General features: G+C 76.8%; 23 protein-coding genes. 10 read left to right on the forward strand and 13 right to left on the reverse strand.

Annotation, left to right across the window (positions count from 1 at the left end; all coding sequences use genetic code 11):
* Positions 1–41: 41 nt before the first annotated feature.
* Positions 42–884 (reverse strand): IclR family transcriptional regulator, encoded by an 843-nt coding sequence (locus tag OF117_RS00190; protein WP_263550763.1) that lies wholly within the window; start codon positions 882–884, stop codon positions 42–44.
* A gap of 149 nt (positions 885–1,033) precedes the next feature.
* On the opposite strand from OF117_RS00190, the gene OF117_RS00195 reads away from it, so the two are divergent.
* From OF117_RS00195 to OF117_RS00210, 4 genes are read left to right on the forward strand one after another with little or no spacing between them, the layout of a single operon-like run.
* Entirely contained in the window at positions 1,034–2,362 is a 1,329-nt protein-coding gene (locus tag OF117_RS00195; protein ID WP_263550764.1) for an MFS transporter, read from the forward strand.
* Positions 2,359–4,182, forward strand: coding sequence for an FAD-dependent monooxygenase (locus OF117_RS00200; protein WP_263550765.1), 1,824 nt, complete (start codon positions 2,359–2,361; stop codon positions 4,180–4,182). Before OF117_RS00195 ends, OF117_RS00200 begins: the two co-directional genes overlap by 4 nt.
* Positions 4,179–5,033 carry a fumarylacetoacetate hydrolase family protein gene (locus tag OF117_RS00205; RefSeq protein ID WP_263550766.1) on the forward strand — a complete coding sequence of 285 codons (855 nt, stop codon included), beginning with the start codon at positions 4,179–4,181 and terminating at the stop codon, positions 5,031–5,033. The genes OF117_RS00200 and OF117_RS00205 overlap by 4 nt, the downstream gene beginning before the upstream one ends.
* Positions 5,034–5,035: 2 nt before the next feature.
* Positions 5,036–6,286: a DUF3500 domain-containing protein gene (locus OF117_RS00210; protein WP_263550767.1), complete on the forward strand. Its 1,251-nt coding sequence runs from the start codon at positions 5,036–5,038 to the stop codon at positions 6,284–6,286.
* 131 nt (positions 6,287–6,417) lie between these two features.
* Here the strand turns inward: OF117_RS00210 and OF117_RS00215 are convergent, their stop codons facing one another.
* The 4 genes from OF117_RS00215 to OF117_RS00230 all read right to left on the reverse strand — a co-directional run bounded on the left by OF117_RS00215 (position 6,418) and on the right by OF117_RS00230 (position 9,326).
* Positions 6,418–6,720, reverse strand: coding sequence for a hypothetical protein (locus OF117_RS00215; protein ID WP_263550768.1), 303 nt, complete (start codon positions 6,718–6,720; stop codon positions 6,418–6,420).
* A 64-nt stretch (positions 6,721–6,784) separates the two neighbouring features.
* Positions 6,785–7,162 (reverse strand): helix-turn-helix domain-containing protein, encoded by a 378-nt coding sequence (locus OF117_RS00220; RefSeq protein ID WP_263550769.1) that lies wholly within the window; start codon positions 7,160–7,162, stop codon positions 6,785–6,787.
* A 99-nt stretch (positions 7,163–7,261) separates the two neighbouring features.
* Positions 7,262–8,986 carry a PHA/PHB synthase family protein gene (locus OF117_RS00225; RefSeq protein WP_263550770.1) on the reverse strand — a complete coding sequence of 575 codons (1,725 nt, stop codon included), beginning with the start codon at positions 8,984–8,986 and terminating at the stop codon, positions 7,262–7,264.
* Positions 8,987–9,050: 64 nt separating this feature from the next.
* The gene (locus OF117_RS00230) at positions 9,051–9,326 is read right to left on the reverse strand and encodes a hypothetical protein (protein ID WP_263550771.1); all 276 of its coding nucleotides are present in this window, start codon (positions 9,324–9,326) and stop codon (positions 9,051–9,053) included.
* A gap of 266 nt (positions 9,327–9,592) precedes the next feature.
* Here OF117_RS00230 and OF117_RS00235 point away from each other — a divergent pair, with 266 nt between their 5' ends.
* The 4 genes from OF117_RS00235 (at position 9,593) to OF117_RS00250 (ending at position 15,146) form a co-directional block, all read left to right on the forward strand.
* Entirely contained in the window at positions 9,593–10,408 is an 816-nt protein-coding gene (locus OF117_RS00235; protein WP_263550772.1) for a beta-ketoacyl-ACP reductase, read from the forward strand.
* Between the two features lie 219 nt (positions 10,409–10,627).
* Positions 10,628–11,602 (forward strand): 3-oxoacyl-ACP synthase III, encoded by a 975-nt coding sequence (locus OF117_RS00240; protein ID WP_263550773.1) that lies wholly within the window; start codon positions 10,628–10,630, stop codon positions 11,600–11,602.
* On the forward strand, positions 11,599–14,178 hold the full coding sequence (locus OF117_RS00245; RefSeq protein ID WP_263550774.1) for an alpha/beta fold hydrolase: 2,580 nt from the start codon (positions 11,599–11,601) through the stop codon (positions 14,176–14,178). Before OF117_RS00240 ends, OF117_RS00245 begins: the two co-directional genes overlap by 4 nt.
* 8 nt (positions 14,179–14,186) lie before the next feature.
* On the forward strand, positions 14,187–15,146 hold the full coding sequence (locus tag OF117_RS00250; protein WP_263550775.1) for an NAD-dependent epimerase/dehydratase family protein: 960 nt from the start codon (positions 14,187–14,189) through the stop codon (positions 15,144–15,146).
* Between the two features lie 87 nt (positions 15,147–15,233).
* On the opposite strand, the gene OF117_RS00255 is transcribed toward OF117_RS00250, so the two are convergent.
* Positions 15,234–18,365, reverse strand: a complete 3,132-nt coding sequence (locus OF117_RS00255) for an efflux RND transporter permease subunit (protein ID WP_263550776.1) — start codon at positions 18,363–18,365, stop codon at positions 15,234–15,236.
* A gap of 91 nt (positions 18,366–18,456) precedes the next feature.
* On the opposite strand from OF117_RS00255, the gene OF117_RS00260 reads away from it, so the two are divergent.
* Positions 18,457–18,957, forward strand: a complete 501-nt coding sequence (locus OF117_RS00260) for a MarR family transcriptional regulator (RefSeq protein ID WP_263550777.1) — start codon at positions 18,457–18,459, stop codon at positions 18,955–18,957.
* 72 nt (positions 18,958–19,029) lie between these two features.
* Here OF117_RS00260 and OF117_RS00265 read toward each other — a convergent pair whose 3' ends face one another.
* From OF117_RS00265 to OF117_RS00275, 3 genes are read right to left on the reverse strand one after another with little or no spacing between them, the layout of a single operon-like run.
* Positions 19,030–19,407: a DUF4267 domain-containing protein gene (locus OF117_RS00265; protein WP_263550778.1), complete on the reverse strand. Its 378-nt coding sequence runs from the start codon at positions 19,405–19,407 to the stop codon at positions 19,030–19,032.
* Between the two features lie 6 nt (positions 19,408–19,413).
* Complete coding sequence (locus tag OF117_RS00270; protein WP_263550779.1) at positions 19,414–19,989, reverse strand: hypothetical protein; 576 nt, start codon at positions 19,987–19,989, stop codon at positions 19,414–19,416.
* Entirely contained in the window at positions 19,986–20,615 is a 630-nt protein-coding gene (locus tag OF117_RS00275) for a class I SAM-dependent methyltransferase (protein WP_263550780.1), read from the reverse strand. Before OF117_RS00275 ends, OF117_RS00270 begins: the two co-directional genes overlap by 4 nt.
* Positions 20,616–20,680: 65 nt before the next feature.
* On the opposite strand from OF117_RS00275, the gene OF117_RS00280 reads away from it, so the two are divergent.
* Entirely contained in the window at positions 20,681–20,983 is a 303-nt protein-coding gene (locus OF117_RS00280) for a YciI-like protein (RefSeq protein ID WP_263550781.1), read from the forward strand.
* A 64-nt stretch (positions 20,984–21,047) separates the two neighbouring features.
* Here the strand turns inward: OF117_RS00280 and OF117_RS00285 are convergent, their stop codons facing one another.
* The 4 genes from OF117_RS00285 to OF117_RS00300 form a co-directional block, all read right to left on the reverse strand.
* Entirely contained in the window at positions 21,048–21,878 is an 831-nt protein-coding gene (locus tag OF117_RS00285) for a DUF1932 domain-containing protein (RefSeq protein ID WP_263550782.1), read from the reverse strand.
* A 156-nt stretch (positions 21,879–22,034) separates the two neighbouring features.
* Entirely contained in the window at positions 22,035–22,670 is a 636-nt protein-coding gene (locus OF117_RS00290; RefSeq protein WP_263550783.1) for a superoxide dismutase family protein, read from the reverse strand.
* A gap of 227 nt (positions 22,671–22,897) precedes the next feature.
* Complete coding sequence (locus tag OF117_RS00295) at positions 22,898–23,737, reverse strand: ABC transporter permease (RefSeq protein ID WP_263550784.1); 840 nt, start codon at positions 23,735–23,737, stop codon at positions 22,898–22,900.
* Entirely contained in the window at positions 23,734–24,735 is a 1,002-nt protein-coding gene (locus OF117_RS00300) for an ATP-binding cassette domain-containing protein (protein ID WP_263550785.1), read from the reverse strand. Before OF117_RS00300 ends, OF117_RS00295 begins: the two co-directional genes overlap by 4 nt.
* Positions 24,736–24,757 lie beyond the last annotated feature (22 nt).

A 24,757-nucleotide genomic window follows, 5' to 3' on the forward strand; every position in this document is an offset into this window, starting at 1 on the left:
GCGGCAGGACCGGTGCCGTCCAGGAGCAGGACCGGTGGCGCTCAGCGGGAGCGCGCCGCCGACGTCTCCGGTCCGGGCGCGGTCGCCGTGGGCGCGCCGAGCCCGCGGGAGACCGCCCGTGCCGCGGCCCGCACCGCGGGCTCGAGCGCTGCGGCGCTCGCCCTCCCCGCCGGGACGACGATGGACAGCGCCGCCACCACCTCCTCGCGGGGGCCGCGGACCGGCGCGGCCACCGAGACCACGGGGGCCGGCCGTCGCCGGTCGATGACGCCGACGCCGGTGCGCCGGATCTCGGCCAGCGCCCGGCGCAGCGCCGCCGGCTGCGGCGGTGGGTCGTCGGAGCGGCCGGCGACCTCCCCGGCCAGCACCCGCTCCTGCAGGTCGGCGGGGGCGAAGGCCAGCAGCAGCCGTCCGACGGCCGTCATGTGCAGGGGCAGCCGATCGCCGACGCGGTACTGGACCGGGACGGCGGTCCGCGCCGACCGGCGTTCCACGAGCAGGGCCGCGTCGCCGTCCAGGACGGCGAGCAGCACGTGCTGGCGGGTCGCCTCGTACAGGTCGTCCAGGTAGGGCATCGCGACCTCGCGCAGGCCGAGCGTCCGCGGCGCCAGCGACGCGACCTCCCACAGCCGGAGCCCGACCACGTACCGCCCGTCCGCGCCCCGTTCCAGCGCACCCCAGGCGACCAGCCGCTCGGCGAGCCGGCGCGCCGTGCTCAGCGGCAGCGCGGCGCGGCGGCCCAGGTCGGACAGCGTGAGTTCCCGGTGGCCGTCGGCGAAGGCGGCGAGCACGGCCAGGGCGCGGTCGACGACCGGCTCGCCGTGGGAGGGACGCCGGCCCCGGCGGGCGGTCGCCGGTGCGGGAGCGGGCTGCACCGGGGTCATGCTGCCAGCCTGCGAGCAAGTCTGCCGTTCAATGGCAACCCTCTCGGAGGACGTGAGGCCGGTCACCAATCGTGGGTGCCGGCGGTCGCACCCCGGCCGCCGGGAGCCCCGCCGAGGCCTCCCGCCGACCACCCCGACCGGAGCTCCGCATGACCCTCCCCGACGCGCCGCGCCCACCGACGCGTGCCGCCCACCTCGTCCCGCTGCTCTGCTGGCTGGCGCTGGTCGCCGACGGCTACGAGCTGTTCGCCTACGGGGCCACGGTCCCGGGCCTGCTCGCCGACCCCGGCTGGGCGGTGACCCCCGCCGGGGCCGGCGCCGTCGGCAGCCTCGCCCTGGGAGGCGTGCTGGCCGGCTCGCTGGTGGCCGGCACCCTCACCGACCTGCTGGGTCGCCGGCGCCTGTTCGTCCTGTCGATCAGCGTCTTCTCGCTGGCGATGTTCGCCTGCGCACTGGCGCCCTCGTTCGGCGTGTTCGCCACCTGCCGCCTCGTCGCCGGCCTCGGCATCGGCGGCCTGCTGCCCACCGCGGTGGCCCTCACCAGCGAGTTCGCCGCTCCCGGGCGCCGGTCGCGGATCATCGGCGCGGTGCTCACCGGGCCCCCGCTGGGCGGGTTGCTCGCCTCGGGGGCCGCGGTGGCGGTCGTGGCCGACGGCGGCTTCCGCTGGGTCTACGGGCTCGGCGTCCTGCCGCTGCTGCTGGTCCCGGTGGCGCTGCGGCTGCTCCCCGAATCCCCCGCGTTCCTGCGCGCCCGCGGCCGCACCGCGGAGGCCGACCGGATCGCCGCCCGCTTCGGCCTGCCGACCCCGTCCGCGGCGCCCGCGACCGCGGCCGGCCGCCGGTTCCCGGTCGCGGCGCTGTTCGCCGACGGCCGGGGGCCGGTCACCCTCGGGCTCTGGCTGGTCAACGTCTGCAGCCTGCTGGTCGTCTTCGGCGTCAGCACCTGGCTGCCGCAGATCATGCGCGGGGCCGGGTACGGGGTGAGCTCCGCGATCGGCTTCCTCCTGCTGTACAGCGCGGGCGCCATCGTCGGCACGCTGCTGGCCGCCGCGCTCGCCGAGCGGGTGGGCGCCAAGGCGATGGTGCTGGCCGGCTTCCTGTCGGCCGCCGCGGCGCTGGCGCTCATCGCCACCACGCCGCCGACGGGCCTGGTCGTGCTGCTGGTCGCCCTCGCCGGCTTCGGCGGGCTGGGCACCCAGAACATGGTCAACGACCACGTCGCCGGCTACTACCCGGCCGCGGCCCGGGCCACGGGCCTGGGCTGGGCGCTCGGCGTCGGCCGGATCGGCGCGATCGTCGGCCCGACCTACGGCGCGCTCTTCGTCGGCGCCGGCAGTGCCGTCGCGGCGGCCTCCCTCGCCTTCGCCGGGCCCGCCCTGGTCGGCGCGCTGGTGATGTCCCGGCTGCCGCGGCGCGACCGGACGGCGTCCGGCGACGTCCCGCAGGCCGAGCCCGCGCGGACGGGGCTCGCGGCGTGACCGCGGCACGGACGGCCGCCGGGCGGCCGGGCAGCGCGGACGTGCCCGTCCTGGTGGTCGGCGGCGGGCCGGCAGGGCTCGCCGCGGCCCTGGAACTGGACCGGAACGGCGTGGCCAGCCTCGTCGTCGAGCCCCGCACCACCGTCGACCCGCTGCGGCCCCGGGCCAAGACGACCAACGCCCGCACCATGACGCACCTGCGCCGGTGGGGCCTGGCCGACCGGCTGCGCGCCGCCGCCCCGCTGCCGGTGGACTGGGCCCAGGACGTCGTCTTCTGCTCGACCCTGCTCGGCCGCGAGGTCCGCCGCTTCGCGCACGCCTTCCAGCTGCACGACGCCCCGCAGGAGTGGGCGCCCGAGGTCGGCCAGCAGGTGCCGCAGCCGGTCATCGAGGAGGTGCTGCGGGACGGCGTCCGCGCCTCCGCGCACGCCCGGCTGTGGACCGGTGCCCGCGTCACCCGCCTGCGGGAGGACGCCGACGGCGTCGACGTCACCGTCGTCGACGACGCGGGGACCGAGCGCGCCGTCCGCGCCGACCTGGTGCTCGGCGCCGACGGCGGCTGGAGCGTGACCCGACCGGCGATCGGGGCGAGCTACCAGGGCTCGTGCGGCGAAAAGCCGAACCTCAGCATCCTGTTCCGGGCGCCGGGCCTGGCCGACCGGGTGCCGTTCGCCGGCGCCGTCCACCACTGGGTGATGGCCCCCGGTGCGGCCGGCATCGTCGGGCGGCTGGACCTCGGCGACACCTGGTGGGCCATCGTCCAGGGCGTCGACGTGCGGACCGCCGACGACGTCGACCCGGGGGCGCTCGTGCGCGCCCTCGTGGGCGGCCCGGTCGAGGTGGAGGTCATCGCCACCGATCCGTGGGTGGCCCGCATGCTGCTGGCCGACTCCTACGGCTCGGACCGGGTGCTGCTCGTCGGCGACGCCGCGCACCTGAACCCGCCGTGGGGCGGGCACGGCTTCAACACGTGCGTCGGCGACGCGGTCAACGTCGGCTGGAAGGCCGCCGCCGTGCTGCAGGGCTGGGGCGGGCCGGAGCTGCTGGCCAGCTACGAGGCCGAGCGCCGTCCGGTCGCCGCCCGGACCATCGCCGACGCCGCGGCCAACGACCGGGCCCTGGCCTCCCGGTTCGCCGACCCGCGGCTCGGCGAGGACGGCCCCGAGGCCGAACTCGTGCGCACGGGGACGGCCGCGGCGCTGCAGGTCAAGGAGAGCGAGTTCCACTCGCTGGGACTGGTGCTGGGCTACCAGTACGCCGGCTCCCCGGTGGTGGTCGACGACGGGAGCGCGGTGCCCGTGGACGACCCGGTCGCCTACCGCCCCTCCGCCCGCCCCGGTTGCCTGCTCCCCCACCGCTGGCTCACCGGCGGCCGGTCCGTCTACGACCTGCTCGGCCCGGGCATCACCCTGCTGGGCCTCGACGGGGCGGACGTGTCAGCGGTGGAGGACGCCGCGGCCCGGCGGGGCGTGCCCCTGACCGTCGTGCGCCTCGGCGCCGGCGACACCGGGCCGGGCGGCCTTCCGCTGGAGGCGAGCTGGGGTGCCTCGCTGCTGCTGGTCCGCCCCGACCAGCACGTCGCCTGGCGGGGCACGGACGCCGCGGCCGCCGCCGCGGCCCTGGACCGGGTGTGCGGGTGGGTCCCGGTGCCGGCGGGCGCGACCGTCCACCGGCCCACCACGCCGGCGGACACTGCGGCCGACACCGCTGCAGACACCGCGGCGGACACGGCGGCCGACACGCAGGCCGCCACGGCGGCCGACACGGCGGCCGACACGGCGGCCGACACGGCGGCCGACACGGAAGGAGCGTTCGCATGAGGATCGTGGGCATCCGCCGGCCGGGCGGCCGGGGCGTGGAGGTGGCCGACCTGCGGGCCGACGGCGAGGTGGCCGTGCTCGGCGGCCTGGACGAGTTCTGGGCCGATCCCGCCGGCGCCCTGTCGCGGCCGGCCGCCGGTCCGGTGCTGCCGGTCGCGTCGGTGGAGCTCGTCCCGCCGGTGCTCCCCGACGCCCGGGTGGTCTGCATCGGGCTCAACTACCTGAAGCACGTCGCCGAGGGGTCGTTCCGGGAGCAGGAGCTGCCCGAGCACCCGACCCTGTTCGCGCGGTGGACGCGGTCGCTGACCGTCGGCGGCGCGGAGGTGCCGGTGCCGTCCGGGGAGGACGGCCTGGACTGGGAGGGCGAGGTCGTCGCGTGGGTGGGCGCACCGCTCGTGGACGCCGACCCCGACGCGGCGCTCGCCGCGGTCGTCGGCTACTCGACGTTCAACGACCTCACCTCCCGGCGGGCGCAGAAGCTCACCTCGCAGTGGATCCTCGGCAAGAACGGCGACAACTCCGGTCCCCTCGGGCCGATGGTCCCGGCCGGCGCGGTGGGCGACCTGCGCGACGGGCTGCGGGTGCGGACGCGGGTCAACGGAGAGACCGTCCAGGACGGTCGCACCGACGAGATGGTCTACACCGTCGGCGACACCCTCTCGCTGGTCTCGCACACCTTCACCCTGCGCCCGGGCGACCTGCTGGCCACCGGCACCCCGTCGGGCGTCGGCTACGCCCGGACGCCGCCGTGGCTGCTGCAGCCCGGCGACGTCGTCGAGGTGGAGGTCGAGCGGCTGGGCGTCCTCCGCAACCCGATCGTCGGCAACGACGCCCGCCGGAAGGGGGCCTGACCGTGCCCGGCGAGTTCCGGCGGTACCTGTTCCCGCACGACCACCCGCGGCTGGCCGGCGTCCGGGGGCTGGACCCGTACGCCTACCGCGAGCACGCCCGGACGCCGGGCACGTTCACCGGCGGCCTGGTGGAGGGTTGGACGCCGCTCTACCGCGACGAGTTCCGCGGCGTCACCGAGGACGGCACGCTGCGCGCGGGCCTGCACCCCCTGGAGCCGGCGCGGCCGGGCGAGGAGGCGCCGGTGCCCGCGATGGTGGCCGCCGCGCGGGACCTCCTCTCGGCGCTGTCCGAGGAGGACCGGGCGCGGGTGGCCTTTCCCGTCGACGCCGTCGAGTGGCAGACCTGGGCGAACCCGGAGTTCATGCAGTTCGACACCGGCCTGCGGCTGGAGTTCCAGCCGTCCGAGGTGCGGGAGCGGGCGCTGGCGCTGGTGCACGCCTCGCTGTCGCCCGAGGGGTACGACCTGGCGCACGCGATGATGCTGGTCAACGGCTTCCTCGGCGAGGTCGTCGGCCTGGAGACGGTCCTCAACGAGTGGAGCTACAACCTCGCCCTCTACGGCGAGCCGCACGAGCGCGCGCCGTGGGGGTGGCAGCTCTACGGCCACCACTGCGCGCTGAACTGCCTGGTGGTCGACGGCCGGATGGTGCTCTCCCCCGTCTTCCTGGGTGCCGAGCCCGACGAGATCGACGACGGGCCGCACGCCGGCCTGGCCGGGTTGTTCGCCGACCGGATCGAGCTGGGCACCGCGCTGATGGCGGCGCTGCCGGAGGAGCAGCGGCGGGCCGCCACCGTCTACGAGCGGATGGTCGACCCGGCCATGCCGCCCGGCCGGCTGCACCCGGGCGACGAGCGGCACCTCGCCGGGGCGTTCCAGGACAACCGGGTCATCCCGGTCGAGGGCGTCCCGGTCGCCGGGATGCCGGCCGAGGCCCAGCGCCTCTGCCTGGCCCTCGTCGAGGCGTTCGTGCGGCTGCTGCCCGAGGGACCGCGGCGGGCGCGGCTGCGGGAGGTGCAGGAGCACTGGGACGACACGTGGTTCTCGTGGATCGGCGGCTCGGAGCCCGGGGACGTCTTCTACCTCCGGATCCAGTCGCCGGTGGTCGTCGCCGAGCTCGACCACCACTGCGGCGTCTTCCTCGACTACGACACCCCGCAGCCGTTCCACGTGCACACCGTGCTGCGCACGCCGCACGGCAACGACTACGGCCGCGCCTGGGTGCGCCAGTGGCAGGCCGGACGGGCGACCTGAGCGACCGCCTGCGGGCCGCCTCGTCCCCGCCCGGCGGACGCGCCGCGGCCCCGCCCCGCCGGATGCCCGGCGGGGCGGGGCCGCGGTGGGGGGACGCGGTGAGGGGACGCGGTGAGGGGACGCGGTGAGGATCAGGCCGCCGGCTCGGTGACCGGCTCGGCGCGGTCGGCGCCGCCCTGCGCCGCGGAGGCCACCGTCGAGGCGGAGCCCACCAGGTGCTTGGCCAGGTCGCGCTGCGCGTCGAGCACCTCGCCGGTCAGGTCGAACCAGCCGTCGACGGCGGCCTCGACGGCGGCCTCGGCGTCGGCCTGCCCGGGCAGGCCGGGCAGCCGGCCGGCCGCGGCGGTGAGGGACCGGGTCCAGGTGTCGACCGTGCTGCGGACGACGTCCTGACCCTGCCGGAGGATCTCGGTGTACTGCTGGCCGACGCTCATGCGGGGCTCCTCGAAGTCGGTGCGATCGGGTGTGCTTGGGATAGTACGCACTCTGCTTGGTGTGTCAAGCGCCCGACGACCGCCGGTCCACGAAGCTCCGGTATATCCGCAGCAGCGCCTCCCGCTCCTCCGGGCTGAGCGCCGGGTCGTCGCGGATGGCCTCCTCCGTCGTGCTCGCCCGGTCCGCCGCCCGGCCGGCCGCCGTCCCGCCCAGGCCCGCCTCGGCCAGCAGGTCCTCGGCGGGGATGCCGAGCGCCTCGGCGATCGCGTGCAGGACCCGCAGCGAGGGCTGGTGCAGCCCCCGCTCGACCTGGCTCAGGTAGGCGTTGGACACCTTGGTCAGCTCGGCCATGCCGCGCAGCGACAGGTCGGCCATCTGCCGCTGCACGCGGATGTACTCGCCGAGCCGGCGCGCGTGCGCGTCCTCGTCAGCAGTGGGCATCGGCGTCCTCTCCGTCTCCAGCGCCACCGCCGAGGCCGTCCGCCCCCGCCGAGGCCGTCAGCCCAGGACCCGTCAGCCCAGCACCCGTCCCAGGACCCGTCAGCCCAGCACGTAGTCGCCCGGCCCGTCGCCGAGCACCGGGTACCGGTCGCTGCCGATCCGGGGCGGGTCCTGCTCGGGGCCGGAGTGCTCGTCGGACCAGCGCGACCAGTCCTCCCACCACGAACCGGTCCGGCGCTCGGCGCCCGCGCGCCAGGCGGCGGCGTCCGCGGGCGGCGTCGCGTCGCCGGGCGCCGCCTCGTACCAGGCCTTGGGGCCGGGCGGGTTCACGATCCCGGCGATGTGCCCGCCGCTGCTGAGCACGAACCGCACCGGCCCGCTGACCAGGCCGGTCGTCCGGTACGACGACTGCCACGGGACGATGTGGTCGTTGATGGCGGCGACCACGTAGGTCGGGGCCTTGATCGCGCCCAGGTCGACGACCTTCCCCGCGATCTCCAGCGTGCCGGCCGCCAGCTTGTTCTCGACGTAGAGGTTGCGCAGGTAGAACGAGTGCATCGCGGCCGGCATGCGGGTGCTGTCGGCGTTCCAGGCGAGGATGTCGAAGGCCGGCGGGTCCTGGCCCATCAGCCAGTTCGAGACGACGTAGTTGAAGATCAGGTCGTTGGCCCGCAGGACGTCGAAGGTGCCCGCCATGGAGGCGCCCTCCAGGACCCCTTCCCGCCGCATCTTGCGCTCGATCCGGTCGACCGTCCGGCGGTCGGTGAAGGTGCCCAGCGGCCCCGGCTCGGCGTAGTCGAGCAGCGTGTTGAGCAGCGTCAGCGTGCCGATGCGATCGTCACCGGCCTGCCGCAGCCAGGCATCGGTGATCGCCGTCAGGGCTCCGCCCAGGCAGAGCCCGACGATGTCGATCGTGTCCGCCCCGGTGATGTCCTGGATCACGTCGAGGGCGGTGGCCGGCCCGTTGACGACGTAGTCGTCCATCGTCGTCCCGGACATCGCGGCCGTCGGGTTGCGGTAGCTGATGGCGAACACCGTGCGACCGTGCTTGACCGCCCACTCGACGAAGCTGCGGCCCGGGGCCAGGTCCATGACGTAGTACTTGTTGATCCACGGGGGGCTGCAGAGCATCGGGTTGGCACGCACCCGCTCGGTCTGCGGCTCGTACTGCAGCAGCTCCATCAGCTCGTTGCGGTACACCACCTTGGCCGGCGTGGCGGCCAGGTCCCGGCCGACCTGGAAGGGGCGGGTGTCGACCTGCCGCGGCCGCCCTCCGTTGTGCACGAGGTCGTCGAGGAAGTTCCGGGCGCCGCGGGCCAGGCTCGCCCCGCCGGTGTCGAAGGCGCGCTTGAGGACGGCGGGGTTGGTGAGCGCGAGGTTGGTCGGGGCGAGGGCGTCGATCAGCAGCTCGGTGACCATGGACGCCTTGAGCGCGGTGCCCGGGTCGACGTCGGCCGCGGCGACGACCTCCCGCGCGAACCGGGCGGCGGCCAGGTAGCCCTGTCGCAGCCCGTACAGCACCGGGTTGCCGTCCCACGCCGGATCGGCGAACCGCCGGTCCTTGGGATCGGGCGGCACGAGGGGCCGGACGTCGGCGCCCAGCCAGTGCCCGGCCGCCACGAGCGGCACGCGGGCGAGGTCGGCGGCGAGCCGCAGCGCGGCCCGGGCCGGCGCCGCCGGCCGGGTGGCGCCGGCCCGCAGCACCTGCGCCACGGCGTCGCCGAACCCGACCACGTCGAGGTCTTCGAACAGCACGCTCTCCGGGGCGAGCACGCCCGCCGCGCGCTCCCCGGTGTCTGGACTGGATCCGGATCGTTCGGCCACGCGCCCATGCTGCACCCTCCGGGCCCCGGGTGGGACCCCGTACCACCGTGCCGGGCGATGCCGGTCAGCTGCGCAGGTGGTCGCGCACCGCGCCGAGGAACATCTCGGAGGTCTGCCGGACCAGGGAGGCGTGGGTGCTCGCGAGCGCCGACGCCCAGTCCTGCCCGCTCCCCTCCGCGGCGCGCCGCTCGAGGTCCAGCAGCGTGTCGAGCAGCCGCTCGTACCCCTCCAGGTAGGCCCGGCCGTTCCGCCGCGCCTGGTCCAGGACCTGGTCGCTGAGCTCGCGCACCCGCCGCGTCAGGGCGTCGATGTCGCCCGCGGCGTTCCCGGTCTCGCTCATGCGGCTCCTCCTCGGGTCGGGTGGCGCCCCCCGCCGGCGCCACGGGAGCCGACGCCCGGGAGGGCGGCGGCCGCGCCCATCCTGCTCCGCGGGCGCCGGTCGCACCCGGCGTCCGGACCTCCCACGTTGACGGCACCCCGCCGGGGCAGCATGCTGCGGCCGTCGCACCCCGGCGGCACGGCGCGCCGGCGACGTCCGGCTCGGCGCAGCGGACGCGCCCGGCCCCGGGGCAGCGGGAACCAGGACCGCCACCGAGGAGGCACGCCATGACCGCGACGCAGGAACGAGTGGCCCGGGTCGGCGACAAGCTGACCGGCCGGGTCGCCTTCGTGACCGGGGGGACCCGTGGCATCGGGGCGGCGATCTGCCGCAGCCTGGCCGGCCAGGGCGCCGACGTGGCGGCCGGGTACAGCGGCAACCAGGAGGCGGCCGAGCGCTTCCGCGAGGAGTTCCGCGCCACCTGGCCGGACAGCCGGCTGACCGTCCACCGCGGCGACATCAGCTCCGCGGACGACTGCCGGCGCACCATCGAGGAGGTCATCGACCAGCACGGCCGGCTCGACATCCTGGTCAACAACGCCGGGATCACCGCCGACCGGTCGGTGCTCAAGATGAGCGACGACGAGTGGCGCCGGGTTCTGGACGTGAACCTGTCCGGCGCCTTCTACCTCTCCCAGGCGGCGCTGCGGCACATGCTGGAGCGGGGCAGCGGGCGGATCGTGATGATCTCCTCGGTCATCGGCGAGATGGGCAACATCGGCCAGGTCAACTACGCGTCGGCGAAGTCCGGGCTGTTCGGCCTGACCAAGACGCTCGCCCGCGAGGCGGCGATGAACCTCCAGCGGTCGGGGAAGCTCGACGGCATCGGCGTGACGGTCAACACCGTGACCCCGGGGTTCATCGCCACGGAGATGCTCGGCACCGTCCCCGAGAAGGTCCTCGACGGCATCCGCGCCAAGATCCCGCTCGGCCGGCTCGGGGAGCCCGAGGAGGTGGCCCGCGTGGTGCACTTCCTGGCCGCGGACGGCTCGTCCTACATCACCGGCCAGATCTGGGGGGTTAACGGCGGACTCGACATGTAGCCGCCCGCGACCGGCGCCGCGGTCCGGAACCGGACCGGCCGGTCGTGGGTAGACGTGATCCGGGCGACCCGACCCGGCGGCATACCGTCCACCGGGTCGGGTAGAGCCCGGCGGACCACGGGCGGGACGCGTGCAGGGAGCCGGCCCCCGACTCAGAACGGGATCCTGCCCATGGGCGGCAACGCGACGCACCGGTACACGAACACGGCGGTTCTGACCGTGAGCACGGCCGACGCCTCGCAGGTGGTCACGTCGGCGGCCATCGACGAGCAGCTGGCCGACACCTACCGGCGGACGCGGCTGCGGCCGGGCCTGCTGGAGAAGCTGGCCGGCATCCGCGAGCGGCGCTGGTGGACCGACGGCGTCACCTTCGTCGACGGCGCGGCGACGGCCGGGGCCAAGGCGATCAGCGAGAGCGGCGTCGACCCGGCCGACGTCGGGCTGATGGTGAACACCTCCGTCAGCCGCCGGTGGCTGGAGCCGTCCACGGCGGTCGCCGTGCACCACGCCCTCGGCCTGCCCAGCTCCTGCCAGAACTTCGACATCACCAACGCCTGCCTCGGCTTCGTCAACGGCATGGAGCTGGCCGGGGCGATGATCGACTCCGGCCGGCTCGACTACGCCCTCGTGGTCAACGGCGAGGACGCCCGGCCGGTGCAGGAGGCCACGATCGCCCGGCTGAACGCCGAGGGCACCGGCGCGCGCGACGTGATCGCGCAGTTCGCCACGCTGACCCTCGGCTCCGGGGCGGTCGCCATGGTGCTCGGCCGCGCCGACCGGCACCCCGAGGGCCACCGGCTGGTCGCCTCGGTCAGCCGCGCGGGCACCGAGCACCACGAGCTCTGCGTCGGCGACAACGACATGATGCGCACCGATCTCAAGGGCCTGCTGGAGGCCGGTGTGGCGCTGTCCGAGGAGCTGTGGGCCGAGGCGGCCGAGGAGTTCGACTGGCGGGGCATGAGCCGCTACGTCGTCCACCAGGTGTCGCAGGTGCACACCGACACCATCTGCGCGCGGCTGGGCATCGACCCCGGCCGGGTACCGCGGACCTTCCCGACCCGCGGCAACCTGGGTCCGGCGTCGGTGCCGTTCACGCTGGCCGGCGAGGTCGACGCGCTGGTCGACGGCGACCGGGTGCTGCTGATGGGCATCGGCTCGGGGCTGAACGCCTGCTGCCTCGAGATCGCCTGGTGACGGCGGCCGCTCCCGAGCTCCCCGGGCCTCCCCCGCCGCTGCCCGGGCTCGACCCGGGCTGGTCGCGGCTGGTCTCCGTGCCCGACCCGGACGGCGGCAAGCGCACCTGGCACGTGCTCGACAACGGCGTCCGCGACGCCGACGTCACGCTGCTGTGCGTGCACGGCAACCCCACCTGGTCCTACCTGTGGCGCCGGCTGCTGGCCGCCGCCCCGCCGGGCTGGCGGGTCGTCGCCCCCGACCAGCTGGGCATGGGCTTCTCCGAGCGGCCGGCCGGGCCGCGGACGCTGCCGCAGCGGGTGGCCGACCTGGGGGCGCTGACCGCCGCCCTCGGCGTGACCGGACCCGTGGTCACCGTGGGGCACGACTGGGGCGGCGCGATCTCGCTGGGCTGGGCACTGGCGCACCGCCCCCACCTGGCCGGTGTCGTGCTGGCCAACACCGCGGTCGCCCAGCCCGCGGGCGACCGCGGCCCCGCCCTCATCCGGCTCGCGCACGCCCGCGCCGTCCGCGCCGGGGTCACCGTCGGCACGCCGGTGTTCGTCCGGGGCGCCACGGCGCTGTCGTGGCCGCCGCTGCCGCGCGAGGTCCGCCGCGCCTTCGCCGCCCCGTACCGCACGGCGGCGCGACGCCGCGCGGTCGGCGACTTCGTCGCCGACATCCCGTTCGCCCCCGGCCACCGGTCCCGGCCGGCGCTGGAGGCGATCGCCGCGGGTGTGCGCGGACTCGACGTCCCCGCGCTGCTGCTGTGGGGTCCGCGCGACCCGGTCTTCGGCGAGCGGTACCTGGTCGACCTGCTGGACCGGCTGCCGGAGGCGGCCGTGCACCGCTACGAGGGCGCCTCGCACCTGCTGCCCGAGGACGCACCGCAGTACGCCGACGCGGTGGTCCGGTGGGTGGGCGACCTCGGCACACCGCGGCCGACCGCGCCGGTTCCCCGCGGGGGGCCCGCCCGCCGGCCGTGGACCGCGCTGGTCGAGCGGGCCGGCGACGACGCGCCCGCCGTGGTCGAGGTCGGCGGCGGCACGGTGAGCTGGGCCGCCCTCGCCGACCGGGTGGGGGCGTTGGCCGCGGGGCTGGCGGCGGCCGGCGTCCGCCCGGGGCAGCGGATCGCCCTGCTCGTCGAGCCCTCGGCCGACCTCACCGCCACCGTCTACGCCGCCTGGCGCGCCGGGGCGGTGGTCGTCGTGGCCGACAAGGGGCTCGGCCTCGCCGGCATGCGCCGCGCGCTGCGCGGCGCGCACGTCGACTGGGTGGTCGGCGGGGCGCCGGGCCTGACCGCCGCGCGGTTGCTGGGGCTGCCGGGACGGCGGATCGCCGCCGGCCGGCTCGGGGCCGGCGCCCGCAGGGCGCTCGGCGCGGCGCAGGACCTCACCGGCCTGGAGGCGCTCGGCCGGGCCGCGCCCGCGCCGCCCGAGCCGCCGGCCGACGCCGAGTGCGCCGTCGTCTTCACCTCCGGCGCCACCGGCCCGGCGAAGGGCGTGGTCTACACCCATCGCGCGGTCGCCGCGCAGCTGGAGCTGGTCCGGACGACGTACGGCCTCGGGCCCGGCGACCGGCTGGTCGCCGCCTTCGCGCCGTTCGCGATCCTCGGCCCCGGCCTGGGCATCGGCTCGGCCGTGCCCGACGTCGACGTCACCGCCCCCGGCACGCTGACCGCGCCGCTGCTGGCCGATGCCGTCGCGGCCGTCGGCGGCACGGTGGTCTTCGCCTCCCCCGCGGCGCTGCGCCGGGTGCTGGCCACGGCCGGTGAGCTGTCGGCCGCCCAGCGGGCCGCCCTCGGGAGGGTGCGGCTGCTGATGTCGGCCGGCGCGCCGGTGCCGGCGCCGCTGCTGCGCGCGCTGCGGGCGGTGCTGCCGGCGGCCGACCTGCGCACGCCGTACGGCATGACCGAGGCGCTGCCGGTCACCGACGTCTCGCTCGACGAGGTCGAGGCGGCCGGCGCGGGCGAGGGCGTGTGCGTGGGCCGCCCGCTGCCCGGCGTCGAGGTCGCGGTCAGCCCGCTGACCGGCTCGGGCGCGGCCGCCGGGCCGCTCACCGACCGGCCGGGGGGGACCGGGGAGGTCTGCGTGCGCGCGGCCCACGTCAAGGAGCGCTACGACGCGCTGTGGGCCACCGAGCGGGCGGCCTCGCGCGACCCCGGCTGGCACCGCACGGGCGACGTGGGGCACCTCGACGGCGCCGGTCGGCTGTGGATCGAGGGCCGCCTGCAGCACGTGGTCACCACCGCGGCCGGCCCGCTCACCCCGGTCGGCGCCGAGCAGCGGGTGGAGGCGCTCGCCGCCGTGGCCGCCGCGGCCTGCGTCGGCGTGGGGCCGCCCGGCGGGCAGGCGGTCGTGGTCGTCGTCGTCCCGGCGGCCGGCGCCCCGCGCGGAGAGCGGCTGCGGCTGGCCCCGACCGCGCTCGCCGACGCCGTCCGGGCGGCGGCGCGCGTCGACGTGGCCGCCGTGCTCGTCGCCGGCCGGCTGCCGGTCGACGTGCGGCACCAGTCGAAGGTCGACCGGGCGGAGGTGGCCCGCCGGGCGGCGCGCCTGCTGGCCGGCAGCCGGACGTCGGGACGCGCCCGCCGGCGATGAGGGTGCTGGTGACGGGGGCCAGCGGGATGCTCGGCCGGGCCACGGCGCGGGCCCTGCTCGAGCGCGGCGACGAGGTGACCGTGCTGCAGCGCCGTCCGGCGGGGCTGCCGTGCGCGGAGGTGCTCGGCGACGTCGCCGACCCCGCCGCGGTGGGCCGGGCGGTCGCCGGGCGGGACGCCGTGGTCCACCTGGCCGCGAAGGTCGACGTCACCGGCCGCTGGGCCGAGTACGCCCGCCCCAACGTCGAGGGGACCCGGGTCGTCGTCGAAGCGTGCCGCGCGGCCGGCGTCGGCCGGCTGGTGCACGTGTCGTCGCCGTCGGTGGCGCACGCCGGCGCGGCCCTGGTCGGGGCCGGCGCCGGCCCGGCCGATCCGGACCGGGCCCGCGGGCACTACGCCCGCTCCAAGGCGCTCGCCGAGCGGGCGGCGCTGGCCGCCGACTCGGCCGGGCTGGCGGTGCTCGCCGTGCGCCCGCACCTGGTCTGGGGACCGGGCGACAGGCAGCTGGTCGAGCGGATCGTGACCCGGGCCCGGGCCGGCCGGCTGCCGCGGATCGGCTCGGGCGCGGCGCTGGTCGACACGACGTGGGTGGACAACGCGGCCGACGCGCTGGTGGCCGCCGTCGACGCCTGCGGCCCGGTGCACGGCGAGGCGCTGGTCGTGTCCAACGGCGAACCGCGCCCGATCGCCGAGATCCTCACCCGGCTCTGCGGCGCGGCCGGCGTCCGCGGGCCCCGGGGCCGGGTGCCGTTCCGGGCCGCGTGGCTGGCCGGCGCCGCCGTCGAGGTCGTCTGGGCGGTCACCGGGCGGCGGGACACCCCGCCGCTGACCCGGTTCCTCGCCGAGCAGCTGGCCACCGCCCACTGGTTCGACCAGCGCCGCACCCGGGAGGCGCTGGGCTGGGCGCCGCGCGTGCCGCTGGACGCGGGGTTCGCCCGCCTGGCCGCCTGGTACGCCGCGTCTGCGTGAGGAGGCGCCGGCGCCGCGGCGCGGCCGGGCGCCGGTCGCAGCGGGGTGACCGGCCGCCGCGGGGTGACCGGCCGGCCCGACCGCCCGTCAGGGCACCGGCACCGGCTCCCGCGGCCGCTCGACCTCCGGGGCGTCGGCCCGGTGCCGCGGCCGGCGGGCGCGGCGGCGCTCCCGCCGGGTCTCCAGCGACGTGTACAGGACCGGCACCAGCAGCAGGGTCAGCAGCGTCGAGCTGATCAACCCGCCGATGACCACCAGCGCCAGCGGCCGGGAGATGAACACCCCACCCCCGGTGAGGCCGAACGCCATGGGGGTCAGCGCCAGCACGGTGGCCGCCGCCGTCATGACGATCGGCCGGACCCGCTTGCGGGCGCCCTCGGTGACCGACTCGGCCAGCGAGCGGCCCTGCCCCCGGTACTGGTTGACCAGGTCGATGAGAACGATCGCGTTGGTCACCACGATGCCGACGAGCATCAGCACGCCGATCAGCGCCGGGACGCCGAGCGGGGTGCCCGTGGCCAGCAGCACCAGCAGCGCCCCGGTCGCCGCGAACGGCACCGACACCAGCAGGATCAGCGGCTGGGCCAGGCTGCGGAAGGTCCCCACCATCACGAGGTAGACGATCACCACCGCGACGGCCAGCGCCAGGCCGAGGTCGGCGAAGGCCTCGCTCTGGTCGGACGCGACACCCCCGATGGACACCTGCACCCCGGGCGGCAGGTCGAGCCCGTCGACGGCGGCCTGCAGCTCGGCGGTGAGCGTGCCCAGGTCGGCACCGGACGGGGTGGCCGAGATCGTCGCGCTGCGCTCGCCGTCGACGCGGCTGACCGAGCTGGGCACCTCCACCTGCTCGACGTCGGCCACCCGCGGCAGCGGCACCGGCCCGGTCGGCGTGGGCAGGACGACCGCGCGCAGCTGCTCGACGGTCTGCGGCGGGGCCGGCGGCCGGAGGACGACCGGCGTGGCGACGCCGTCGACGTCGACGCTGCCCACGGGCACGGCCGACGACAGGCCGGCCAGCGTCTGCGTCACCTGCGCCTCGGTCAGCCCGACCCGCGCGGCCGCCACCGGGTCGACGACCACCCGGACGACCGGCAGGGCACCGGTGAGGTCGTTGGTCACGTCGGTGGCCCCGGGGACGCCGGCGACGGCCTCCTCGACCCGCTCGGCGGCCGCGGCCAGCTCGCCGGCGTCCCCGGCCCGCACCAGCACGTCGACGGTGCTCGGGCCGAAGCCCGAACCGGCCGCGGCGACGGTGACGTCCCCGACCCCGGCCAGGCCCTCGGCGGTCGACCGGATGCGCTCCCGCGCCGCCTCGGCGTCGGCGTCCGCGTCCAGCGTCACCGCGAAGGTCGCCCGCGGAGCGCCGCCCCCGCCGGCGAAGGCGGCGAAGCCGCCGGCCGAGCCGACGGTGGTCTGAACCGTCTCCACCCCCGGCAGCCCGACCAGCTCCTGCTCCAGCGTCCGGGCCCGCTCGTCCTGCGCGGCCAGGCTGGTGCCGGCCGGGTGGGCGGCGGTCACCGTGACCGTGTTCTGCCCCGAGTCCCCGATGAAGTTCGTCTGCAGCAGCGGGGTGAGCGCCAGCGTGCCGACGAGGAGGACGAGCGCGCCCGCCACCGTCCACCGGCGGTGGGCCAGCACCGCCGCGAGGGCCGGCACGTAGAGCCGCTGCAGCCAGGTGCGCCGCTCGGCGGCCTCCGCCTCCGCCCGTTCGCGGGCGAGCTCGACCGGGTCCCGGTCGCCCTCGGGCGCCCGCAGGAACACCGAGGCCAGCGCCGGCACGATGGTGAGCGAGACGACCAGCGAGGCGAGCAGCGCGATGGCGACGGTGAGCGCGAACGGCCGGAACAGCTCGCCGACCATGCCGCCCACGAGCGCGATGGGGACGAACACCGCCGCCGTCGCGATCGTCGACGAGGTGACCGCCGCGGCGACCTCGCCGACCGCCCGCACGATGGCCGCCGTCCGCCCCTCGCCGTAGGACAGGTGCCGCCTGATGTTCTCGATCACCACGATCGAGTCGTCGACCACGCGGCCGATCGAGACGGTCAGCGCGCCGAGCGTGAGGATGTTCAGCGAGAAGCCCGCGACCTGCAGCGCGATGAACGTGACGCACAGCGAGACGGGGATCGAGACGGCCGACACCAGGGTGGAACGCACCGACGTCAGGAACACCAGGATGATCACCAGCGCGAAGACCAGGCCGAGCCCGCCCTCGGTCGCCAGCCCCTCGATGGACTCCTCGATGAACGGCGCCTGGTCGAAGACGACCGCCACGACGCTGCCCTCGCCCAGCGCCGACCGGACGTCGGGCAGCACCTCCCGCACCGCGCGGGAGATCTCCACGGTGTTCCCGTCGGGGGTCGAGGTGAGGCCCACCGCGAGCGCCGGTTCGCCGTTGACGCGCGAGTAGGCCGTCGGCGGGGCCGTGCCCGGCTCGACGCGGGCTACCTGGCCCAGCGTCGTCACGGCGCCGGCGGCGCCGGTGAGCGGCACGGCGCGCAGGTCCTGGACCGAGGTGAGCCGCGAGCCGGCCTGGACCGGCAGCGAGCGGTCGCCCTCGGTCACCGTCCCGGCCGGCAGCACCACGCCGTTGTCCTGCAGCACCGTGGTGACCTGCGCCGGCGACAGCCCGGCGGCGGCGAGGCCGGCGGGGTCGAGCGTGATCTCCACGCGGGGCTCGTCAGCGCCGGTGACCGTCACCTCGCGGACGCCGTCGATCCGCTCGAACAGCGGGACGACGTCGGCCTCGACCCGGTCGGCGACGTCGGCCGGGTCGCCGCGTGCGGCGACGGCCAGCTGGACGACGGGGAGGTCGGCCAGGGATCCGACGAGGACCTCCGGCTCGACGCCCTCGGGCAGCTGGGTGGCGGTCCGCGCGACCGCCGTCCGCAGCTCGTCGGTCGCGGCGTCGAGGTCGGAGCCGTACTCGAGCTCGACGGCGATGGTGGCCAGCCCGGTGCTCGCGGTGGAGGTGACGGCGAGGACGCCGTCGACCGAGCCGATCGCCTGCTCGAGCGGCTCGACGACCTGCCGTTCCACCACCTCGGGCGAGGCGCCCGGCTGGGCGGCCAGGACCGCGGCGGCCGGGATCCGCAGCGACGGGATCAGCTCCTGCTTCAGCGAGCCGGCCGACACCAGGCCGAAGACGAGGACCGCGATCGTCGCGAGCGCGACCAGGGCCCGGTTGCGCAGCGACAGGACGGCGAGACGGGACACCGGGCCTCCAGCGGCAGCGGACCGCCGGCCCGCGAGGTACTTTGCGTGAGCCAAAGTACCGGGCGCGAGCCGCACCGCAGGGAGGACGCGCGTGACACCCGACACCTCCGGCGACACGGGCTCGGTGGCGGGGCGCAGCGTGCCCCCGGACGTGGCCGAGGTGCTCCGCCTGGCGGAGGAGGTCGGGGCCTACGGCGTCCGCCGGCGGCTGGGCACCCTGCTGCACACGCCGCTGACGGTGCAGCAGCTGCGCTGCCTGACGATCCTCGTCGTCCAGGGGACGGCGACCCCCCACGTGCTCAGCGAGGCGCTGGAGGTGACGCCGGCGACGCTGACCGGCATCGCCGACCGCCTGGTGCGGGCCGGGATGGTCACCCGGCGGCCGGACGAGCGGGACGGCCGGGGACGGCGGCTGGCGCCCACACCGGCGGCGCAGGAGGTCGTGCGTCAGCTGATGGCCTCCGACATCGAGGCCGACGCCGCCGTGCTGTCGGCCCTGACGGCCGAGGAGCTGGCCGGCATCCGCCTCGGGCTGTCGGGGGTGCTCCGCGTGCTCCGCGCCTCGGCGGACGACGGTCCGGCCGCGCGCTGACCCCGACCCGCACGTCAGCGCACGCCGTCGGCCGGCGGCGCACGCCGCCGGCTCGGCTCGGCTCGGCTCGGCTCAGCGGCGGTGCCAGCGGACGGCGCCGCCCGCGGCGAGCCCCAGCACGACCGAGGACAGGACGGCGCTGCGGCGGGCGACGTCGCCGGTGTGCCGGGAGGTCCAGACCGCGGCGGCGTCCAGCGCGGTGAGCAGCAGCGTCACCTCGGTGGTGCGGCGGGCCTGCGGCGGCGGGCTGGCCAGGAGGGCGGCGCCCATGGCGATGTTGCGCGCGGCGACCAGCCGCACCAGCAGCGGCAGCGCCGCGTCGTCCGTGGTCGCGTCCCGGCGCACGCCGAGCAGACGGGTGATCGCCCGGGGCGCGAACAGGCCGGCCGTGCCCAGCCAGATCGACAGGGTTCCGACGCTCTTCCGGCTGACGTCCCACTCGCTGGTCACGGTCGCCTACTGCCCGGTGCCCGGGTCGCTCGAACCCCCCGCCCGCGCACCGGCGGCGCGGGCGGCCAGCACGAGGACCAGCGCGAGGATCGGCAGCGTTCCCCACGTGGCGACCACGTCGCTGACCGTGGCCACGGCGAACGCGCCGGCGGCCGGGGTGTCGAGCGGGCCCAGCACGTGCTCCGCGCCGAGGGCGGCCACGGACACCGGGACGGTGATCAGCGCCGAGATGCCGCCGCCGACGACGACGCCGGCGGCCACCGCGCTCGGCGCCGTCCGCACCGCCCGCCAGGCCAGGCCGGCGCCGCGGCCCAGCGCGCCGCGCGGCCGCAGGCCGCCGCCGTCGGGCAGGGCGGCGACCGCGCCGGTCACCCACAGCTGGGCGGCCAGGCCGGTGAGGAAACCGACCAGGTCGACCGCGAGCGCGGCGGCGAGGCTGGGGCTGCTCCACACCGGCAGGTGCCGGAGCACGTCGGGCACGGCGTTGACCAGCGCGGCCGCGCCCGCCGCCAGGAAGGCGGGTCCCGGGGAGCGGACCAGCAGGCGCAGGGCGGCCCGGACGACGGCGACCGGCCCGGTCACCGCGAGCGCGGGGCCACGATCTGCACCCAGCGGTCGCCGGCGCCGGTGCGGAGCCGGCTCGGATCGACCTGCAGGCCGGCGTCGCGGAGCGCGGTCACCAGCTGCCGGACGTCGAACCGGTCGGCCGGGTGGCGGGAGACGGCGCGCAGCCACGGGGCGTCGACCACGCGCGAGGTCATCTCGGTGAGCGCGAACAGCCCGCCCGGGCGCAGCACGCGGCCGGCCTCCCGCACAGCGGCCCGCCAGTCGTCGACGTGGTGCAGGGCGTGGAAGCTCACGACCAGGTCGACGCTGCCGTCGTCCACGGGCAGGGCGGTGGCGTCGCCGACCTCGAACCGCACCCGGTCGCCGAGGTCGGCGCAGCGGCGGCGCGCCCGCTCGACCGACGCGGCGTGCACGTCGAAGGCCCGCACGTCCGTGGCGCCGAACCGGGTGACCGCCACCCGGGCACCCAGGCCGCGCCGGCCGGTGCCGATCTCGACGCAGCTCCCCCCCAGCGCGCCGAGCCGGGCCAGCCGGGACCCCTCGATCCGCAGGCCGAACTCGTAGCGCAGCCGCGAGTCGACCCACAGGCGGTTGGCGTCCAGGAAGGTGGGGGGCGGGGTGCTCCGCCGGGTGCCGGCCATGGCGGGCGACCTACCCGCGCGGGACGACCCGACACCCGCTGCGGCCGGCGTGCGAGAGTGGCGCCGTGCAGCCGACACCGGAGTACTCCGTGCTGGAGTACACGCTGGCCGACGACTACCTGGAGCGCCGCGCGGCGCTGCGCGCGGACCACCTGGCGCTCGCCCGCGCGGCCCACGAGCGGGGCGAGCTGCTGCTCGCCGGCGCGCTGCCCGACCCCTACGACCGGGCGCTGCTGGTGTGGATCGCCCCTCGCGAGGTGGTCGAGCGGTTCGTCGAGCAGGACCCGTACGTGGTCCAGGGTCTGGTCACCGGGTGGACCGTGCGCCCGTGGAACGTCGCCGTGGGCGGGTCCTCCGGCGCGGCCTGAGCCGTCCGGGGTGGGTCACCGGGCAGGACCCGGACCCCGCGGCGGCCGGGATCCGCCGGGCCGGTCAGCGCAGCGTCCACCGCTCCGGCCGGTCGCGGAGCTCGGCGAGCTGGTCGCGGGCCGCGGCGGCCACCCGGGGCTCGACGCCGAGACCGACGAGCTGCTCGGCCGCGGCCGCCATCTCGTCGGCGCGGCGACGCGCGTGCTGGCGGGAACCGGCGACCATCCGGTCGACCGTCGCGGGGCCGAAGCGCGCCATCTCGCGGCCGATGTCCTCGCGCAGCCAGTCGGCGAGCCCGGCCGTCTCCGCTCCCTGCATCGCCTCGACGACCGCCGCCGCGGTGCCCTTCCAAAACACGCTGCGCAGCAGCTTGCGGCTGCTGGCCGCCCCGGCCGGGCCGTTGACGACCTGCACGACGACCCCCAGGTCCGCGAAGATCCCGGCGTACCGGACGGCGCCCTCTCCGGAGACCACCTGCGGCGTGTGCATGCCGTTGCCGGGGACGACGGCCATGAGTGCCACGTCGACGACCGGGACGCCGGTGTCGGCCAGCTCCGCGACGAGCGCGACCTTGACCGCGGGGGCGGCGGCGTTGAGGTCGGCCCACACCGTGCCCGGCCGGAGCGCGGGGCGGGCGTTGACCAGCGCGAGCACGGCGTCGTGGGAGCTGTTCACGCTCAGCACGAGGTCGGCGTCGCGCACGGCGTCGGCCTCGTCGGACCGGACCTCGACCCCCTCCGGGGGCACCACGCGCGCCCGGCCGGGGGGCAGGTCGGACGGCGGGTCGACCAGGGGGTCGTAGCCGCGGACGTCGGCGCCGGCGGCGACCAGGTCGCGGGCGATCTCCGAGCCGGCCTCGCCGAGGCCGAGCAGGGCGATGCGGACGGCGCTCATCGCTGCGCCGTCCCGGCCGGGGCCGTCGCGGTCGTCGGCCGGGAGCCGTCGGGCGGGAGCGGCACGGTTCCTCCGGTGCGGTCGGTGTCCTCGCGGGCGAGAGGACACCCTGCCACGGACACCCTGCCACGCCCGAGCCGGCGACCCGGACGCCGGTCAGCCCTCGACCGCCCCGCAGGCGATGCGGCCGCCGGAATCGCCGGTGCCGCGCGTCGTCTCGTCCGGCCCGCCCGCGGCGTACCGCTCCGGGATGTTGGCGAAGTTGTCGGCCCCGGCGTGCACCATGACCGCGCTGCCGTCGTCGTCGGTCAGGTCGGCCGGCGTGAGCGCGCCGGTGACCGCGGTGAGCGATCCGGTGCCCGACTCGGCCACGTACAGGCTCGGCAGGTCGCCGGGGTGCTGGCCGTGGTCGGACTCCCCCGCGCCGATGTGCCCGCCGGCCGACAGGAAGTCGCCGGTCATCGAGGGGTCGGTGGGGTTCGCGCTGTCCGGCTCGCAGACGCCGATCGAGTGCAGGTGCAGCCCGTGGAACCCCGGCGGGAGGCCGTCCACCTCCACGACCACCTCGGTGCCCTCGTCGACCTCGGTGATCTCGACCGTGCCGACCTCGGTGCCGTCGGGGTCGACCAGGGTGGCGCTGAGCTCCGGCTCGTCGGTCGACTCGGCCGGCGAGGTGTCCGCGGCGGCGGTGTCCTGCCCGGCGTCGGCGGGCGGGTCCTCGCCGCCTCCGCAGGCCGTGAGCAGGGCGACCGCGCTGGCGGTCACGAGCAGCGGGACGGGGGTGCGGCGCACGGATGTCTCCCTCGGTCGGCGTCGGCGGGCTGCGATGCAGCGGTGATGGTCCGTCATCCGCGGGTTGACCGGCGGGTTTCCGGCCACGCCGAGCGACGGAGGTGGCCCGTGGCCCCGGCGCGTCGACGCCCGGCATCACGGGAGGACGACGACGGGTCGTCGAGGGAGCCGTGCGCGCAGGGACCCGCCGACCTGTCCGGTTCGGTCGTCGTCCGCGCCGACCCGCGTCAGCGGCTGCGGTAGAGGCGCGTGGTGAGCGGCAGGAACACCAGCGCCAGACCGGCGGCGACGGCGAGCGACACCAGCACGGCACCGGTGTCCGGCGTGCCGGCCATCAGCGACCGCGAGGCCGTCGACAGGATCGAGATCGGGTTGACGTCGACGAACGCCTGCAGCGGCCCGGGCAGCGTGCGCGGGTCGACGAAGACGTTGGACAGGAACGTCAGCGGGAAGATGCCGGTGAAGCCGGCGTTCATGACCGCGTTGGGGGAGCGCAGCAGCAGGCCGAGCACCGAGAACACCCAGGACAGGCCGAACGAGAAGACCACGACCAGCGCGAGCGCGGCGACCACGCCGAGCAGGCCGCCCTCGGGCCGGTACCCGAGCACGACACCGACCACGAGGATCACCGTGCCGGCGAGCACGTAGCGCACGCTGTCGCCCAGCAGGGCCCCGAGCAGCGGGGCCGGCCGCCAGATCGGCAGCGAGCGGAAGCGGTCGACGACGCCCTTGGTGAGATCGGTGTTCAGCGAGACGCCGGAGTAGACCGTCGTGAACAGCACCGACATGACCAGGATGCCCGGCAGGATGTACTGCAGGTACGCGCCGGTGGAGCCGGCGATCGCGCCGCCGAACAGGTACGTGAACATCAGCACGAACATGACCGGTGAGATGGTCACGTCGAGCAGCTGCTCCGGCACGTGCTTGATCTTGAGCATGCCCCGCCAGCCGAAAGCCAGGGCGGTCGCCAGCCGCCCCGGGCGGGGCGGCCGGGCGGTGGATGCGATGGCCCGGCGGACGGCGGCGGTGTCGGCGGCGCCGGCCGGCGTCGTGGTCGTGCTGGTCATGACGCCTGCTCCTGCAGGGTGTCGGCGGCCGGGGCGGACGCGGCCGGGCCGTCGTCGGCGGTGTGGCCGGTGAGCGCCAGGAAGACCTCGTCCAGGCTGGGCCGGGCGAGGGAGAACTCGGCGATGCCGACGCCCGCGCGGGTCAGCGCCGCGACACCGAGCGCCGCCCGGCCGGCGTCCGGGCACTTCACGGTGAGGGCCGCCGCATCGGGGGCGAGCAGGACGCCGCCGACCGCGGCCTCGAGGATCTGCGCGGCCTCCGCGCGCCGCACGGGGTCGAGCAGGCGCACGTGCAGCGCGCCGGTGCCGACCGACGCCTTCAGCTGGCCCGGGGTGCCCTCGGCGATGACCCGGCCGTGGTCGATGACCGCGATGCCGTCGGCCAGCTGGTCGGCCTCCTCCAGGTACTGGGTGCAGAGCAGGATCGTCGTCCCGCCGGCCACGAGCGCGCGGGCGATCTCCCAGACCTGGTTGCGCGAACGGGGGTCGAGCCCCGTCGTCGGCTCGTCGAGGAACATCAGCTCCGGGGTGACGACGATGCTCGCGGCGATGTCGAGCCGCCGCCGCATGCCGCCGGAGTAGTGCTTGACCAGCTTCCCCGCGGCATCGGCGATGCCGAACGCCTCCAGCAGCTCGTCGGCCCGTGCCCGCGCCGCCCCCCGGCGCAGGCCGAGCAGCCGCCCGAGCAGCGCCAGGTTCTCCCGCCCGGTGAGCTCCTCGTCGACCGAGGCGAGCTGGCCGGTGAGGCTGACCAGCCCGCGGACGGCGTCGGCCTCGGCGACGACGTCGTGCCCCAGCACGCGAGCGCTGCCCGCGTCAGGGGCGATCAGCGTGGCCAGCATCCGGATCGTCGTCGTCTTGCCCGCGCCGTTGGGCCCCAGGACGCCGTAGATGGCGCCGGCCGGCACGGCGAGGTCGATGCCGTCGACCGCCCGGGTCGAACCGTACGACTTCGCCAGGCCGGTCGCCTCGATCGCGAGGGCGGTGCGGGCTGTCATGGCGCCTCCACCTACGGGGTCG

This window comes from Geodermatophilus sp. YIM 151500, assembly GCF_025716945.1.
Lineage (GTDB): Bacteria > Actinomycetota > Actinomycetes > Mycobacteriales > Geodermatophilaceae > YIM-151500.